Origin of the sequence: Solibacillus daqui (assembly GCF_028747805.1) — a bacterium.
In the GTDB taxonomy this organism is placed as follows: domain Bacteria; phylum Bacillota; class Bacilli; order Bacillales_A; family Planococcaceae; genus Solibacillus; species Solibacillus daqui.
Genome location: NZ_CP114887.1, coordinates 2,068,821 through 2,086,547, shown reverse-complemented (window position 1 = coordinate 2,086,547; position 17,727 = coordinate 2,068,821). Strand labels below are relative to the sequence as shown.

Sequence of the window (17,727 nt, the reverse complement as noted above, 5' to 3'; positions counted from 1 at the left end):
TATGATTCATTATAGCAGGAAAAACACTCCTTATGTGATAAGGAGTGTAAAGTGTAAAGTTACGGTCGGTTGTTCTTATTTAGGTGTAATTGTAAGGTTTCGTACATGGTTTAACTATAATAAAGCATTTACATCAAAAATAAATTGCAGTACATTTCTACATGGTTCAATAACGCATACAACGAAGGTAATAGAATTCTCAATAAATATACTTAAACTAGCCGTAAATCATTTATATTATATGACCGTAACTTTACTATAATTACTATACCACCCGTAAAAATAATTAAACTTATTTATAATAAGCTAGTTTTCGTTTTGAAATATCTAAAGAACGTTTATAATAGAAAGACTGGAGGTGCCTTATGCTTAAAATTAAAAAAATAGAATTTATGAAAGTATTGTATGATGATGCATTAGCACAAAATATTTTTTCTATCGCGAATATTACGTTTTCGAATTATGAAGCGATAAACGGTGCCCTTCTCTATTGGCAGCAAAACAATTCTGAAGAGCCCTATACAAAAGCAGGCGACTATAAATTCTTTTACGATTTAGCAAAAGCCCAATATTTTGCATCAGTGAAGTTTCCAAAGGGTTGCGAACTAACAAGTGAAGAACGCCAGGAACTTGCATATATTTTACTGGAAGAGCGCGGCGCAATAGGTACATATAGCTTCCTTTCAACAAAGCCGAAAGTTCAATTCCATATAAAAAAGGCGTTTGAGGCCATTCCGTTTCCTAATGACTTTGACGTGGCTCATTTTGATTCATTATCTTTAATCCGGGCATTAGAATCTAATGATGAAGCGGTTTACGAAATATTGCCGTATGACCGCGCGTTTATTAATTCATATTACAGCTGGCTGCATTTAGCCGCCAAGCAGCACCATAGTAAGCTACTACCTTATTTAGGCTATATTCCGTTTACGTACATTTGCTATAAGAATCCATTATTATCGGAGCAGTTTTTAATTGAACATCTACAAGCAGTGAACTTAGAAGCACTTCAACATAATAAAAGTGTATTAAATCGTCTTACAACGAGCTTCAAACGGTATTTAATTGATGAGTTATTAAAAAATAAAAAGCATATTCATCCAGATTTTGTAGATCAAATAGACGATTTTATCGAAAGTAATGTCTTTTATCGATCATTTGACATTGTCTATTTACCAGAAGTGGATGAAATTCCAGTCATGGACTTACAATATTTCGAATATGACCGTGGGAATTATAAATGGCCAGGTAGCGAGCATTTAGTGAAAGGTATCCCGTCATTAAAATGTCAAAGATACGACCGTTATGGTGATAAGCGCTTAACGAATAGCGAGATGGACGACAAGTTTGCGATCATGTCAAAAACACAGCAAAAGTTATTTACGGCTGTATCAGAATTACACTGGATTAATCGCTACAAAAACGAAATCGATTGGTCGTATGTCTGTCAGTATAATGAGCAATTAACAGAAGAGTTTTTAATGGCCCATATAAAATATATAGATTTTGAAGCACTTGGCCAAAATACAGATATAGCGGTCAATACCGACTTTTTAGAGAAGTATATGCATCGTTTTAATCATTCCAAAGTTGTACCCTTAATTATTCGTCATTTAACCGAGGATTTCTATTTATCACATAAGGACCAAATTCAAGTCAATATCGATGTACTTTATAAATATATCGAAAGCATTGATTTAGATGAGTTTGCCCGAATTGAAAGTCACTTGAATAATTAAAGAAGGAGTGTCCCAAAAACACGGGACACTCCTTTTAACTTGCTTCAGCGAGGTTCCACCCCCTACTGAATGAAGCAAGTTAAAGCCTTTGGCAGATATCACTGATTTTTTTAGTAAGCACGAAAAAAATCTGGACGCAATTTCGCCGAGGCGTAATTGAACGTTTAATTATTCTTTTCTTTAATAAATGCGATGAGATCTTGTAAAGGAAGCAAATCATTTAAATATAACCCTTGAACAAAAGCGCAGTTTAACTCTTTTAAAATGGCTAGGTCTTCACCATTTTCCACTTTAGTAGCTACCACTTGTAAGTTGAGTGCGCTTGCCAGTGAAATAATCGCCGCTACCATTTTGGCATTTGCAGGTACAAGGTTTAGCTCATGAGTAAATGATTGATCAATTTTTAATAAACTGATTGGCACTTCACGTAAATAGCTTAGTGACGAGTAACCCATACCGAAATCATCAATTGAAATTGTAACGCCCAATTCATGAATTTGATTGATTTTATCGTATAACTGTAAATCCGTATCTAGTAAACATAACTCAGAGATTTCAATTTCAATATGCTTAGAATCAAGCTGAGCTTCTTCTAAATAAGTTGTTAAATCAACAATAAAGTTCGCATCTTTTAAATAATCTGTCGATAAATTCACAGTAATTTTGAAGTCATCATCGACATGCGGCTTTAGCTGTACCATATGTTGAATCGAATTTTTTAATACGTATTGATCAATTTCAATAATTAAGCCGCATTGAGATGCAAATGGCATAAATTCAACCGGGTTCATTTCACCATAATCTTCGTCATGCCAATAAATGATCGATTCTGTACCAATAATTTTTCCTGATTGCAGGTTATATGTTGGCTGGAATCGTAACTCAAAAATGTTTTCACGTAATGCTTTATGTAGCTTTGTTTCTAACACTAAAAATTGATCATTTGAACCGCGCATTAATTTTCTGTATACACTATAGCTATTGCCTTTTTTCGCTTTCGCTGCGTACATTGCAATATCTGCTGTTTTTAATAACTTCGATACATTTTCCCCGTGATCCGGATAAACACTAACACCTAAGCTGATGCTGGCGTAAAACTCATATTCGTCAAAGACAAAGCTTGCTTTAAAGACATCTAAAATTTTCTCTGCCATTTCGTTTACAAGTTTTACATCTTCTAAAATATATACAAATTCGTCGCCATTCAAACGGTAGAACGAGTTTGATTGCGTATCAATATCAGTTAAACGCTTCGCTAGTTCGATTAAAAATAAGTCTCCAATTTTATGTCCTAAACTGTCATTAATATTTTTAAAACGATTTACGTCAAAGAAAAATACAGCAAATTGATTTTTATTACGTAAGCCGTTTGAAATTTCGTTTTCAATACGTTTTGAAAGACTGCGACGGTTTGGTAGACCAGTTAAATCATCATGATATGCGATATGTGCAATTTTTTTTATATTCTTTTGTGCTGTAATATCAGTTCGAATTGATATATAACGCTCTGGTTTACCATTTGCACCTATGAACGGAACAATTGTTGTTTTTACCCAATACAATGATCCATCTTTCGCACGATTACAAACATCAGCTTGCCATGTTTCACCGTTGCCAATCGCGCGCCACATTTCTTTGAAAAATGACTTCGGATGATAACCTGAATTTAAAATACGGTGGTCTTGGCCTATTAGTTCTTCACGACTATATTTTGAAATCTCGCAAAATTGATCATTCACTTGCAAAATTAGCCCTTTTTTATCTGTTACTGCTACTATAGAAGTTTTATCGAGTGCAGCTTTCAAATCGACAAGCTGTTCGTATGATAATTCCATTGATTCAAGAATTTTTGAATCTGTCATTTTGGTCATGATAACATCTCCAATCCATTAGGATTATAAAAATTACAATGTTCTTATCTAAAAATTATAAATTGGTTTCCCTGTTTTAGCCAACTTTTTCTGCAAAATAGTATCGATATTTCATAGGCTGCTATGAAACATTCACAATTTCATCATATGTTAATAGGCTTAAAATATCCTAAAAAAAAGGAAATAACCATTTCAAAAGGGAGGCTTTTAAAATGGTTTTAAAGGATATGAAATAAATTTTGTGATAAAAGTAGTAATTATTTACTAGCAACTTATATACCTTTTAGGCTTTAGGAATGCATTTGATCTGTTAAAGCTTTTAACTTAGTGGTTACAGCGTTTAATTGGGTGATTACTTGTCCTAAACTTTGGGATGCCGTTTGTTGCTGACGGGCAGAATCAGTAATGATACTAACGGTTTGAAGTGATTGCCCGTTCATATGAGCGATTTCATTGAATAACGAACTCGATAACTGCGTCTGGTTAACGACATCTTTTGAAGCATTTGAAATATGGTCGATATCTTGTTCTAATGTTGAAATCATCTCCAAGATTGTTTCAAAAGCATGCTCACTTTCACGAATAAACTGATCACCCTTATAAATTTCTTCCATACCGATTTGCATCTTTTGTGCAACATTTCCGATTTGAAGTTGAATCCCTTCAAGTACACTATCCATTTTTACTACAGATTCTTGTGTACTAGATGCTAAATTTCGAATTTCACTTGCAACTACAGAAAAGCCTTTTCCTGCATCCCCCGCACGTGCAGCTTCAATAGATGCATTGAGTGCCAGTAGCTTTGTTTGTTCAGAAATGTTATGAACGACCATTAAAGAGTTTGAAATATCTTTCGATTGTGATTCTAATATTTCGATTAGATGCTTAATCGACGCAACCGTTTCAGTAATGACAAGCATTTGGTTAGTTACGGCATTTACTTTCTCTTTACCAAGAGCTGCACGTTCTAGGCTATGTTTCGCATTTTGCGTAACATTTTCAGTACGTTCATGAATACCTGCTAATTGCTGGATACTTTCCTCGTTTTTGCGTACACTTTCGTTTAATGAATTCGCTTCATTTTCTGCATTTTGCTGGAACTTTGATAATGCATTGGTAATATTCTGACTTGAATCAAAAGATGCAGAAGAGTCGATTGCAATTTGTGCCGATAACTCGTGTAAATGATTACTTTCTTCATTAATTAGACGTAATAATTGTTGCAATTGCTGCTCTGCTATTTCATTATCTACTGCTAATCGTGTTTCCACTTTGCGAGTTGATAAAATGACTATGCTTGTAGAAACAGCCGTCATCACTAAGAAAATCGCATGAATCATGAGTAATGCAAAGCTATAATCCTCGGTTCCACATAATAGCTGTGGAAAGAAAAAATAGCCTGTTAAATGATGTACTGTAAAAATAGCCGTACTAATAATAATGTACTTTACTTGTTGGAAACTAGCGATCATCGCTACAACCATAAAAATGGAGAAATGATATTCTGTTAAGCCGTCACCACCAGCAATGATCGAAATACTACTAAATGTTAACGTTAGTGCCATGAATAATTGCTGAGCATCGTGCTGTTTTCTGTATAGCCAAAAAGTGAGTACCAATAAAACTACCGGAATAACAAATAGTACATTCATCATAACATACAGACCACCAACAACATTTGTAATGCCTTGCAGCAATAAATAGCCATCTAAAAATTGAAATTGACGATGTAATAGATGGGTAAAGATTGATAATAAGACAACAAATGTTGTGAGAATTAGCATTGTCTTCGAGTTGTTACGTTTGGAATTCAATTGTTCCACCTTCTTTTTTAATAGTAATTATTGATTTTTTTCCTTATTTAGGTAAATTTTATCACTTTTACATATTACTAATTTATCATTTATAAGTAAAGTGTTTTTATTCTAATTAAAATATACATACTCCTATAAAAACAAAAAAATCATTTTACACTTCTAATAGGTAAAATGATTTATCTGAAATTATGGAGTTGCAAATTCATTTTGCCCCCTATTCTGACATGCACGATCATTATAGGCGATTAACTGATTTTGGGATAAATTTATAATAAAATAATGAAAATTAATAGGTTCTATATCATGTCGTTCGCAAGCTTCTTTATAATATTCGAAGCCACCTCGGTAATCTAACATTCGTTTTTCATCTCCATTTCTGATGCATAAGTATTATACTCTTGAAGCTGCTCTGATGATAATTGCATTACATAATATCGGAAATTAACTGGCTCTAATCCGAACTGCTCGCATTTTTTTACATATACTTTATATCCTTGTTGGAACATTGTCATTGTTCGTCATCTCCTCATTTGTACTATAACAGATTTTATTTTGTAAATTAAATATATAACAGTTGTAGTACAGTGTCAATAAATTTTCTGAAAAAAATAAAAAACGCATTTAGAGTCATGATAGCTCAAAATGCGTAACAAGTTTACATAATCTTATTATTTAAAACTATTAAACGGATTGTTCTTTAATACTTCTTGAATTTGTTCATCTTCAATATGCGTATAAATTTGGGTCGTTGCTACACTGGAGTGACCTAAAATTGCTTGTAAGCTTCGGATATCCGCACCAGCCTTGTACATCATCGTTGCCGAGGTATGTCTTAGTTTATGTGGTGTTAATTTATCCTTTGGTGTAATACTGTTTCGATTGATTTTCTTAACAATTTTTGCGATTGTTTGACGAGCAAAACGGGTTCCTTTTTGCGAAACAAATAATGGCTGTGATCCTTCCCCTTTATAGACTTTACGCTCCTGCATATAATTTTCAAGCGCAGCCAAACAAGCATCGTTCAAATAGACTTTGCGCTCTTTATCCCCTTTTCCAATAACCGTTAGCATGCGATCGTTTATCGAATCCATATTCAATGAACAAAGCTCAGAAACACGAATTCCTAAATTCAAAAAGAATATCATCATACAATAATCACGTGAGTTATAATGCTGAAATTCAACAGCCTCAATAAATTGTTGTGCTTCTTGGAAATTTAAATATACTGGCTGGCGTTTCCCGATTTTTGGCGTTTCTAAATGCTCGGCAGGATTATCCTCAATCAGTCGACGTTTCCCTTTTAAATATTTGAAAAATGCCTTTAACGTTGCTACCTTGCGAGCGCGTGATGCTGCCGAATTTCCGCGCTGCATTTCACAATATTCCATAAATAAATATAAATCCTCTAGAGTTACATCCTTTATGCTATCAATCGTAATATCAGATATATCAATCGTATGTATAGTTTTAATATCAAGGTCTTGTTCCATTGCCTTGATAAAACGGAAAAATAATATTAAATCATATTCATATTCTTTTCGAGTGCGAGGAGATTTCCCCGTAATCGTCGTCAAGTAAATTAAAAAGTCTCGTAAATACTTTGGCAGTTTCATAGACGCAAATCTCCCTTTCTAAGATCAATTATAGCATAAAAAAGGTTCCCAAATATAAATTTGGGAACCTTTTTTATAAAATGGGCCATTTTCAGCTAATTTCAATGTGAAATAGGTGCTTTTAAGAACGTTTGTTCTATGTTTGCGATTTCGCATTCAGACGAAGTGAAATAACTGTTTGTGGGTAGTTATACATCTCGATTCGTTTCAAGTCGATTCTGCGGATAGTGGATGAGAGCGTTCTTTTTGCAATTATTGGGGTATTTTGAGGTGGATAATGCTTTGAAGTCGGCGGAAAGTCATTAAAGTATCCAATTTGTTGATAGGTGGTCGTTCTAAATTTTTGGGGGTTACAATTATTTTACCCATTATTGGTCTTACGAGTTCTAACCTATTAGTTGGTAAACAAATTCATAATCGATTAACAAGCGATACCGGAAGCAAACACCGTGCACTAAGACAAAAAGCAGCCTCGTTTTAAAACGAAGCTGCTTTCATTATTGTCCTATAAACATTATATATAAAATATATAACACGATGATAATCAGTGTAAATTTTAATACTTTACTAACAATTTTAAAAATAAGCGGAATGAAAATAAACAACAAAATTAATAGAATAATTACTTCCATTTATACGAATAACGTTAACGTTTTACCGTTACGCTCCACGTTCCAATTTGAAGAAACGATTGTTCGAATTTGCTGTTCTATACTTTCTGATGCGGGCACATTTCTTAATCCGTTGCCCGTTTCTAATGTTTCATATTGCTCAATCGGGATATTAAAGCGCATACGCATAATATTACGCAAGCCGTTGATTGTCATAAATTTTACTGTATAAATATCCGTGTATGCTTGTTTGAATGTGTCAAAATCCGTGTCATAAAGTGATTTGAGTACTGTAAAGTCAAAGTTTTCATCAATATTAAATGCACCCTGATTTTGCTTAAATTGCTCGCTTAATTGTTCAAACGAAATGCCATTCGCTTTTAAAAGTTCAATCCCGTATGCTTCCATCATTGAAATCGCCATTTTCTGCTCCCCTTTAGGTATTTTATTCAATTGTAGCATAATTATTTTTCCTTTTGATTAAATCTTTGACCGCGTTCATCTAATACCCACTTCCGAGCATAGCCAAATTGTTTGTATAGATCCAGATCCTCAGAATTTTTCAATTCTTTTTGAATTGCATGATAACGCATATTTGTAGCGGTTACTTTAAAACCAAGTTGTTCGGACATCGCTTTGTATATCCGCTCTATTGTTTTTACACTAATCGGTTCCCCTAGCTTATTACCAACACCAAGCCAAACATACGGTGAATACTCAGTTAGCGGCATAAATGTGGTTGTATGCTGTTGATAACGCAGCAACAGTGCAGAAAGTTCTTTTGTAATAGGCAAAATGCGGAACGATTTTGACGCTATTACTGTTAATTCATTTGTGGTGTCGTCTATATGTCTCCATTGCATGCGTACAAGCTCGGCCGGTTTCAGAGCGAGTTCAGCAATTATATAGACAATTGCTGTGTTCCGTAATGCAAGCCAGGCATGTTCTTCAGTTAGTGCAATATCATATTGATGCGGCCAAAAGCTTAATGCCTGTTGCAACTGCTTTATTGGCAATACAACAAGCGGTGTCTGTTCTTTTGTTAGCTTTTGCAAATATTGTTCATTGTAGAGTGGAATGACACCCCGTGAATGCAAAAATAATAAAAATTGGCGAATCGCTGCAAATTTGCGGTTCACGGAGTTCTTAGATGGATACAATGTTTGGATTTCTATTGTATAGCGTTGTAATGCTTCATTTATATCCTCGCTATTTCTGGTGATAATTGAAAATTGATTGGAATCAATTGTATATTGTTTCACTGTATGAAAGGATTTATTCAACGATTTTAAATAGGCTTCAAACGCTTTAACATTCGGTGTGAAATCCAGCATGTTTCTTCACTCCTTTGCTTTTATTGTAGCATGTTTAGCACTATTGTTAGAAAAAAGATTAAACAAAAATGCTAAACATTACACTTTTTTACTTGAAAATTCTAAATTGCGTGTCTCCTACTGTTGAATTAGTCTATAATGAGCGATAAAGTGAATCTTTGCTCGGTGAGGATTTTCCTCATACTCCTCGAGCATAAGCTTTCACCAATCGGGCTTTTAGGGACATTGAATCACCCACTTAGCTAGTTCATTACACTTACCAGCTTGAAATGGGCGTCTTACTGTCCCTTAATGTAGGATAAAAGGAAAGTTTAGGGGGAAAAACTATGCAAGTACGAACGACAAGACTAGAATCAGAAGAAGCAAAGATTATTTATCAGGAAACAGCGGGCCTTGCGATTATTACAATTCACCGTCCACAATTAAAAAATGCATTAACAGCAAATATGTGGGATCAGCTCGCAAAAATTGCACTACGCACATTAGAAAATCCAAAAAACAAAGTGTTATTATTGCGTGGCTCAGGTGAGAACTTCACAGCAGGGTCAGATATTAAAGAATTCAATTCTATCTCTTTAGAAAAAGCCGAGGAAGCATTTATTCATATGGAACGTACGATTTCAACTATTGAAAACTTACCGCTTCCTGTTATTGGTGTAATAAATGGTCCCGCAATGGGCGCAGGCTTAGAATTAGCGCTCGCATGTGATATCCGAATCGGTTCAGATAAGGCAAAAATGGGGATTCCTGTTGGTAAATTAGGGATTACATTAAACAATAAATTTGCAAAACGCCTTGTGGATTTAATTGGCCCATCTGCAACGAAGGATTTTGTTTTTACTGGCCGTATGTATAAAGCCGAAGAAGCCTATAAAGCCGGCATGTTAAACTATTTAGTCGCAGAAAAGGATTTAAATCGCTTTGCTATTCGTATGGGTAAACTGGTTGCCGGCATGTCTCCTGAATCATTAATAGCCGTAAAACGCTCCGTGAAAGAATGTATCGATTCAACACCAGCCTTATGGGAAGGTTCTACACCATTTGTATCTCAAACAGATTTTGCTGAAGGCGTTCGAGCATTTGTTGAAAAGCGTCAACCACAATTTACACGTAAATTAAAATAAACAAAAAATCCACTTAATGCACGAAAATGCTTGAGTGGATTTTTTGGTAGTTATTCATTTACTAAATACAATATGGGTGTTTTTGTCCATCCCCTAAACTACTTAAACTCCTGTAGGAATAATATTAACGTGGTCTGCCTCCTAGATAAGTTCAGCTTTCTTTTTTCTAATAAGAGTCCAAAATCCACACGTACACAACAAGATTCCAAAAAAAGTAATAAAGACAACAGGGGAAATTATTTTAACAAATGAAAGCCCAATCATAGTAACACCGACAATTAAATAATGGTGAACCGCGTGTAAATGATAGGCCTTCTGCTCAATATGCCATGCACGAAAGTAACCCTGTAAAAACCCTAAGATGACTTGCAATAGGAGTACACCATAGAGAAGAATTTCAAACGAATTCTTTATACAACCAACTAGTATGTATACAATTCCCATACCTACATAAATAAAAGGTATATAAGAATTGTTCTTATTCTTTTTCGATTGAAAGACTCGATAGCCCCAAGCAGCCGCAAAAGAAAATGCGGCAAATAACCATGCAAATAATGTGAAGGTCAAAGATACTTCTTTTAACCAAACGATATAATATGGGAAAATAGCGACCTGTCCAACAGTTACAACAAGAGGGATATACTCTTCACTTCTATTTTTCATGTTGTGCTCCTTCACTTGATGTAATAGTCATAAAACAAATTTTGAAAGACTTCATTTGGATCTCTTCGTAATTTTTCTTTCTGGAATTTTTTCCATTCAGGATAAGACTTTATGAATTGTTCTTTTGTTTGATAACGATAATAAGGAAGGTAATAGGTTCCTCCATGTTCAAGGGTTAAACTGGTCCAATCTTGGATAATTTCTTGGGCATTAGCAATCTCTTTTTCTTTTAATCCATGTTGAATCAAAATGACTAGACCAAACATATCCTCCTTAGCATAGTTCAAACTGGTGAGGTTGTCTTGAGCAACATATCGTACCGTAATATTATGGACTTTAAAATCTTCATTTTTGTCGTTAGGTGAGAGCAACTGCTTTACATCATTTATGTATTCTTCGTAAGAATTGACTGGAACAAAAAACTCTTGCAACACTTCGATTCGACCAGATTTCGTAAATTCCATGAATGTAGACTCCGAGCGCATAGCGTTATTTCTTGTAATCGTATTACCGTCAATTGAATCAATATATAGTTTTTGAGTTTCCCAAAAAACATCCTCAAAGAATCCGCCTTGTCGTCCAAGATCAAGCGCCAGCTTACTAAGATGTACACCTTGTTCTCCTTTGAGTGACGATTTATGATCCTGTTTTCCTGTGTAATTGTAATCAATCACATACATTTCGTCTAAAAAGGTATTTGGAGCAACACTAACCCTTGCATAGTGCAATGCTGTATTATTATGATCTAATAAATTATTAAAGTAGGATTCATACTCATCTGTTTTCAATTCTTCTGTATGGATGGTATATACGTCATTTTCCGTTAATTCCAATGTCACATCTAAAATCACACCGAATAATCCATATCCGCCAAATACGTATTTCATCCATTCCTCTGAGTTATCTCGGGTTACTTTCTTGATTTCTCCTATAGGGGTTAATAACGTCATTTCTTTTACCGTACTGGCCATTGAGCCAAAGCGAATATCTCGCCCGTGCGCATTTACTGAAAGGGAACCTCCTACCGAAAAAATCGACTGAGATTGGGTCACTTTTAATGCCAAACCATAAGGTGTTATGGCTTCTTGAACATCTTCCCATGTTGCTCCACCTTCTACACGGATGGTTTTTTCCTGCTTATCAATTTCTAATACCTCATTGAATGTCCGCATATCAAGAACAACACCATTTTTGAAATACGTATGGCCTCCTTGTGAGTGCTGTAATCCAGCAACTGATATTTGCTGGCCATTCTTGTTTGCTTGTTTTACAATCTTTTGTAATTCCATACGATTTTCCGCTTTAACTACTCGTTCAACACGTTCTGGAAGAAGACCTGTATAGTCCGTTGCTAAATTACCTTGAGAGAGTCCGTATTTTCTTTTCTCAATCGGGATGTTCCATAAGATCACGACAACAAAAACAAAAACTAGACTCCCAAGAAACCATGGTTTTATAGATAATTCCTTTATTGCTTGCATATTAACTCCTTTTTTATAAATCGTATGTCATCAGTATTTCATACTTAACGGTGGCTTTAAGGGGTCTCGTCAACATTTCGGAAATGGTTGGCGAGACCCCTAACTATAGTGCGTTTTCCTTTCTATCCCTATTACACGAATATTAATTTGTTCTGGTTCCATGTGGAAATGCACTGAAAAGCTATCTGCAATGGCTTGCTGCAACGCCAATATTTGCTCTGGTATCGAATAATTCACCGGAGCCGCTAAATAAATTTCGAATGATATACGCGGGACTTGATTGACAATGCATTGTAAATGCTGAATGCGTGTAACCAATGAATTGGATTCAACAACATGCTTTACAATGTCCGTATAAACCGTTTTTGCAATGGTAATCGTTTGCTGATGAAAATCTGGACGCACCAGTGTCGTTTCACCAATCTTTACACGATTTGGTGCAATAATATCCATTCCGCGCTGTATAAAGCGTTTGAAAAAGTTTTGTTCCACTTGGCGAAAAGGAACAGGCATCAGATGCTGACCTTGAATTTCACGAACAAAGCGAGCACGATCAATCTCTTTTTCACTGCGAATATCCTCTACCTTATAAAAATGCTTAATTTGCCCTAATGCTAAGCGTTCGGCAATTTTCTTCGTCATTTTCGTAGATGTACCGATAAGTAAAATTGAAGGGAGTTCGTATTTTTGTAAAACATTAAGTACTTCCGTTCGATGTGCTTCTTCGTCAAAAATTGCACGACGCACTGCGCGTAATACAGATTTTTCGAATTTTGCCGAAGTACCAGCTACCTTTTCTCCATCAATAATTAGTAAACCATCATCAATGATCGCACGTATATGATGGTTGTGTGCAAATTGAAGCGCACTCGTACTTTTTCCTGTGCCACTTGCCCCACTTAATGAATATATTTCCATAATGATTCCCCTTTAAAAACGTAGAAATTTTCTCTTCTATCTCACTTTAACGCTTTTGTGTAGTAAATTAATTCTGTTTTCTGATTTCATCCCCATTATACTGTATGAGTGTGATAAAATGGGGCTTACATTTGAAAGTTTTTAAGGAGTGTTTTACATTGAATATCCAACCATCAAAAAAGATGTCTCTATTTGCACCTGCTATTTTTGGAGACTTAAAAAATCATGCAAAATTACAGCAACAAAAAGGTATGGAATTGATCGACCTTAGCTTAGGTAGTCCTGATATTCCTCCTGCTGAAAACTTACGCCAAAAGATGTCAGAGTTAACAGCGCTTTCATCTTCTTACGGCTATACACTAACGGGTATTCAAACTTTTAATGAAGCAGTTTGTCGCTATTATAAACGTGTAAATGGTGTGGATTTAGTACCAGAAACTGAAGTTGTACAAACAATTGGCTCACAAGAAGGCTTAGTACATTTACCAGTCGCTTTTTGTGATCCAGGAGATATTGTTTTAACTACAAACCCTGCGTATGTTGCTTATGATGCTGGTATTCATTTAGCGGGTGCTATACCTTACTACATGCCATTAACAAAAGAAAATAACTATTTACCAGATTTAAAAGCAGTTCCTGAAAATGTTTTACAGAATGCAAAATTACTAATTTTAAACCTTCCAGGTAACCCAGTACCTGCAATGCCTTCCTTAGAATATTTTGAAGAAGTCGTAGCATTTGCAAAAAAATATAACATCATCGTGTTACATGATGCTGCATATTCAGAGTTCTATTTCAAAGGTGATGCACCGATTAGCTTCTTAGCAACTCCTGGCGCAAAAGAATTTGGGCTTGAAATTAACTCATTATCAAAAAGTTTTAGTTTAGCTGGTACTCGTATTGCCTACATCGTTGGGAATGCCGAACTAGTTAGTATGATGAAGCAATTAAAATCGAACTTGGATTTCGGTATTTTTGAGCCAATCCAGCAAGTAGCTGCACTAGCACTTGATAATGCAGAAGATGTAACAGCAGAGCTTCGTAAAACGTTCTCAGCTCGCCATAAAACATTAATGGAAGGCTTACAGTCAATTGGGTGGGAGGTAGCGCCAAGTGACGGAGGAATGTTCGTATGGGCGCAATATCCTCAAAATATGAACTGTGTAGATTTTGCTTTTAAAGCTATTGAAGAGACTGGAGTTGTCATGGTCCCTGGAACAGTATTTGGTTCTGAAGGTGAAGGCTATATGCGTTTAGCATTAGTACAACCTGTCGAAATGTTACAAAAAGCAGTAGCACGTTTAGCTACATTATAAATAAAGAAAGAGGCTGTCCAAAAAGTCATAACTTTTTTGGCAGTGCAAACCTCGTGTAATAATAATCCGCTTTAGGCTGCTTTTCACGGTGGTCAGAATAGGAACGAATGCTAAAACCGTCACATCGTGTGACAACGCATTCATGATCAGCTTCGTGCTGGACTCCATCTTCGGCGGAAAGGGAGTGTCCCAGTAATACTACTCGGACACTCCCTTTCCTATTCCATATGATAATAAATAAATCCTTGCTCTTCAAATTCAGTACCGTCTAAAAATACAACCTTCGTTTTGAATATTAAGTGCTCATCCTCATTACAAATCCATCGATCGTCTGGAATAAGTTCAAAAGGAACAATTTCAGCATCTTTCGAATGAATGTTGCCTACTAATTGAAATGAATGTTTTGCAATAATATTTTGCACACCATTTGCCTGCACAATTAATACATTTAATGCAATGAAATCAATCTTATCGAAATCATTTTCATCTTCAGTCGTAATATATACAGAACCATTTAAAGTTCCGCCTTCAACAAGCTCTGTTTTTTCTATTACAGTTTCTACTTTTACGTCATTTTCCTCAATGGTGATTAACCATTTGCTTAACATAAATACTCCCCCGATTGTTTTGCCTAATATGCGTTTGTTATTAACATATTCAGCTAGATTTTATTTATACTATTTCTTCTATATTTTTCCCTAGCTATTTCAGATGTTAAACCTAATGTGGTAGAAGTTAGAAATAATGGTCAAAACCGCATGATTTTTCAAAAAAAACTGTACCAAAAATTTTATTTGGCACAGCTAAAAGTGTTAATTAATTTTTTCATAACGATTTGATTCGTCTGTTTGGAACCGATTGTAGCGTACTTTAAATAAGCGATATAGATGGGTTACGAGCACTTTAATAATGGCATAGCCAGGAATACCAAGGATAACACCAGGAACACCAAATAATGCGCCAGAAGTTAATAATACGAAAATAATTGAAATTGGGTGGATGCTTAGTGATTTCCCCATAATTTGTGGAGAAATAAACTTACCTTCGATTAATTGAACAATTGTCCACACAATCGCTAATTTTAAAAGTAGCCATGGTGAATTGACGATGGCGATAATTGCAGCGGGTGTTGCAGCAATCATTGGCCCTAGATATGGTACAACGCTTGTAATCATGGCCAAGAACCCTAGTAAAAGCGCATATGGCATACCGATAATTACAAAGCCAATTGTCATCATGACCCCGATACAAAACGACACTAAAATTTGCCCTTGAATATATGAACTGATTTGCTTATCCATATCATGTAAAACTTCACCAATTTCCTCACGCATGCGCGGTGGGAATAAAAGCAAGATGAAGCGCGGCATTTTTTCGCCTTCATATAATAAGTAAAATGTAATAAATGGAACAATGACAAGTGAAAGTACAAAGCCCGTCACTGCCGATACAAATCCAGTAATACCTGTCGCAACACTTGTTGTAACAGCTGTTAACGTATCCTTTACCGTATTAATAAAGTCATCCGTAAAGTTTGTCAAAATTTCATTATAATTAAAGTTAATTTTTGAAAAATACTCATCAAATTGCGAGTTATTCAAAAAGGACAATATATCATTTGCAAAGGTCATTAATACGACCGGGAATTCTTGCACTAAGTTAGTAAATTGATCACGTAGGAATGGGAAAACTAATATAACGAGTAACACCATCAGCGCAATAACGATTAGGTATAATATTAAGATCGCTAATGCACGTGGTATCTTCCAACGCAAAAGTAACTTTAATGGTGGGCGCAATAAATAAAATAAGATAACGCCGAGAACACCAGGTAAAATAATCATTTCAAATAAGACGTTTAATGGTTCAAAAATGAATGAAATTTTATCGTACATAAAGATGATACATCCAACGAGTAGGATGATTACAAGCAGGAACAATAAATTTTTCCCACCTAAAAAACGGATAAAATGTGATGCAAAAAAATTTGATTTTTCTTGCGGTAATTTATTAGCTCTGTCTATTTCTCTTTCTTTTTCCAAAAGACCACCTCAACATATCGACAAAATTAACTATATCCTTTATTTTAGCATGAATATTAACCTATGAACTAATGGTTACTCGGTTAAATTTAAAAAATCGTGTAATAATTGTTTATTTTGTTCAACATCAATTTCTAATACAGAACCTGCATGTCGATAACTTCCAAAGCTGTATGTCCCCTCAGCTGGTATTGTCATCTTCTCTATATTCATTGTTCCACCAGAAACTGCTTTTAAAACCGTTGATAATTGCTCTTTACTTGTTAAATCTGTTGTGATATAGCCCTCAGCTGCACCGACGAATTTTGGCATGTTCAAGATGTTTTTGGGAGATATTAGTTCCTCCTTCAATGCTTCAATGACCTTTTGCTGACGTTCTACACGCCCAAAGTCCCCTTCAGCATCTGAACGGAAACGGGCATAGCCAAGTAATTCTTTCCCGTTTAGATGTTGCAAACCTTTTTCTATTTCGACTTTAATGTCCCCACTCATATCCTTTTCAACGTCCATTTCAATACCGTTTGGCGCTAAAATATCGATTAATGTTTCGAAGCTTTTAAAGTCAATAATTGCATAATGATGGATTGGTACATCGAACATATTGTTTAACGTTTCCTTTAATAAGGAGATGCCACCTAAATAATATGCTGTATTTAGCTTATATGATTTGTAGTCTGGAATATCTGCATAAATATCACGCATGAATGAAACGAGTTTCATATCATTCGTATCACGGTTCCATGATAATAACATCATCGTATCTGATCGTGACTGCTCTTCCCCACGACTATCTACCCCAGCAATAAGGTAATTTTCAACTGTTCGATGGTTTTCATCGGGTTCAAATTGCTCTACGGGAATTTTAGTTTCAGATGCTAAATTATATCCCTTTTTGTATTGGAAATAACTATATGCGGATATACCGATAATAATAATTAATAAGGCAACTAACAGTGTTCGCCCTTTTCTTAACTTACGATTCTTTTGATAGCGCGCTTGACGTGGTTGCTCTTCCATAAAAATAACTTCCTTTCTATTTACATGAAGTATAGACGAATTAAGATGGAATTAGTTGCAAATCTCTATGAATGGCAACAATTATTATGAAAACACTTGTATTACTATCAAAAAATGCATTGCTTGAATGACTTGAACAGGATATAATAACTATATTTATTAGCAACTTGGAGTGTGTTTA

The 17,727-nt window shown here is 35.1% G+C and carries 16 protein-coding genes; 3 read left to right on the top strand and 13 right to left on the bottom strand.

The window, feature by feature from the left end; all coding sequences use genetic code 11:
• Positions 1-365 precede the first annotated feature (365 nt).
• Positions 366-1,739, top strand: coding sequence for a nucleoside-diphosphate sugar epimerase (locus tag O7776_RS10050; protein WP_274306948.1), 1,374 nt, complete (start codon positions 366-368; stop codon positions 1,737-1,739).
• 164 nt (positions 1,740-1,903) lie between these two features.
• On the opposite strand, the gene O7776_RS10045 is transcribed toward O7776_RS10050, so the two are convergent.
• From O7776_RS10045 to O7776_RS10015, 7 genes are all read right to left on the bottom strand, one after another.
• Positions 1,904-3,610, bottom strand: a complete 1,707-nt coding sequence (locus O7776_RS10045) for a putative bifunctional diguanylate cyclase/phosphodiesterase (protein WP_274306947.1) — start codon at positions 3,608-3,610, stop codon at positions 1,904-1,906.
• A gap of 290 nt (positions 3,611-3,900) precedes the next feature.
• Positions 3,901-5,424 carry a methyl-accepting chemotaxis protein gene (locus tag O7776_RS10040; protein ID WP_274306946.1) on the bottom strand — a complete coding sequence of 508 codons (1,524 nt, stop codon included), beginning with the start codon at positions 5,422-5,424 and terminating at the stop codon, positions 3,901-3,903.
• 189 nt (positions 5,425-5,613) lie between these two features.
• Positions 5,614-5,784, bottom strand: coding sequence for a transcriptional regulator (locus tag O7776_RS10035; protein ID WP_274306945.1), 171 nt, complete (start codon positions 5,782-5,784; stop codon positions 5,614-5,616).
• On the bottom strand, positions 5,778-5,939 hold the full coding sequence (locus tag O7776_RS10030; RefSeq protein WP_274306944.1) for a transcriptional regulator: 162 nt from the start codon (positions 5,937-5,939) through the stop codon (positions 5,778-5,780). The genes O7776_RS10035 and O7776_RS10030 overlap by 7 nt, the downstream gene beginning before the upstream one ends.
• Before the next feature lie 156 nt (positions 5,940-6,095).
• Positions 6,096-7,040 (bottom strand): tyrosine recombinase XerC, encoded by a 945-nt coding sequence (locus tag O7776_RS10025; RefSeq protein WP_274306943.1) that lies wholly within the window; start codon positions 7,038-7,040, stop codon positions 6,096-6,098.
• Positions 7,041-7,672: 632 nt separating this feature from the next.
• Positions 7,673-8,074, bottom strand: coding sequence for a hypothetical protein (locus O7776_RS10020; protein ID WP_274306942.1), 402 nt, complete (start codon positions 8,072-8,074; stop codon positions 7,673-7,675).
• Between the two features lie 41 nt (positions 8,075-8,115).
• On the bottom strand, positions 8,116-8,985 hold the full coding sequence (locus O7776_RS10015) for a tyrosine-type recombinase/integrase (protein WP_274306941.1): 870 nt from the start codon (positions 8,983-8,985) through the stop codon (positions 8,116-8,118).
• A 326-nt stretch (positions 8,986-9,311) separates the two neighbouring features.
• Here O7776_RS10015 and O7776_RS10010 point away from each other — a divergent pair, with 326 nt between their 5' ends.
• Positions 9,312-10,109: an enoyl-CoA hydratase/isomerase family protein gene (locus tag O7776_RS10010; protein ID WP_274306940.1), complete on the top strand. Its 798-nt coding sequence runs from the start codon at positions 9,312-9,314 to the stop codon at positions 10,107-10,109.
• A gap of 141 nt (positions 10,110-10,250) precedes the next feature.
• On the opposite strand, the gene O7776_RS10005 is transcribed toward O7776_RS10010, so the two are convergent.
• From O7776_RS10005 to O7776_RS09995, 3 genes are all read right to left on the bottom strand, one after another.
• Entirely contained in the window at positions 10,251-10,772 is a 522-nt protein-coding gene (locus O7776_RS10005; RefSeq protein ID WP_274306939.1) for a hypothetical protein, read from the bottom strand.
• A gap of 11 nt (positions 10,773-10,783) precedes the next feature.
• Positions 10,784-12,253 (bottom strand): FAD-binding oxidoreductase, encoded by a 1,470-nt coding sequence (locus O7776_RS10000; RefSeq protein WP_274306938.1) that lies wholly within the window; start codon positions 12,251-12,253, stop codon positions 10,784-10,786.
• A 99-nt stretch (positions 12,254-12,352) separates the two neighbouring features.
• On the bottom strand, positions 12,353-13,171 hold the full coding sequence (locus tag O7776_RS09995; RefSeq protein ID WP_274306937.1) for a hypothetical protein: 819 nt from the start codon (positions 13,169-13,171) through the stop codon (positions 12,353-12,355).
• A 158-nt stretch (positions 13,172-13,329) separates the two neighbouring features.
• Here O7776_RS09995 and O7776_RS09990 point away from each other — a divergent pair, with 158 nt between their 5' ends.
• On the top strand, positions 13,330-14,487 hold the full coding sequence (locus tag O7776_RS09990; RefSeq protein WP_274306936.1) for an aminotransferase class I/II-fold pyridoxal phosphate-dependent enzyme: 1,158 nt from the start codon (positions 13,330-13,332) through the stop codon (positions 14,485-14,487).
• A 218-nt stretch (positions 14,488-14,705) separates the two neighbouring features.
• On the opposite strand, the gene O7776_RS09985 is transcribed toward O7776_RS09990, so the two are convergent.
• From O7776_RS09985 to O7776_RS09975, 3 genes are all read right to left on the bottom strand, one after another.
• Positions 14,706-15,095 carry a cysteine synthase gene (locus O7776_RS09985; RefSeq protein ID WP_274306935.1) on the bottom strand — a complete coding sequence of 130 codons (390 nt, stop codon included), beginning with the start codon at positions 15,093-15,095 and terminating at the stop codon, positions 14,706-14,708.
• Between the two features lie 204 nt (positions 15,096-15,299).
• Complete coding sequence (locus tag O7776_RS09980; RefSeq protein WP_274306934.1) at positions 15,300-16,529, bottom strand: AI-2E family transporter; 1,230 nt, start codon at positions 16,527-16,529, stop codon at positions 15,300-15,302.
• A gap of 75 nt (positions 16,530-16,604) precedes the next feature.
• Positions 16,605-17,546, bottom strand: coding sequence for an LCP family protein (locus O7776_RS09975; protein ID WP_274306933.1), 942 nt, complete (start codon positions 17,544-17,546; stop codon positions 16,605-16,607).
• Between the last annotated feature and the right edge of the window lie 181 nt (positions 17,547-17,727).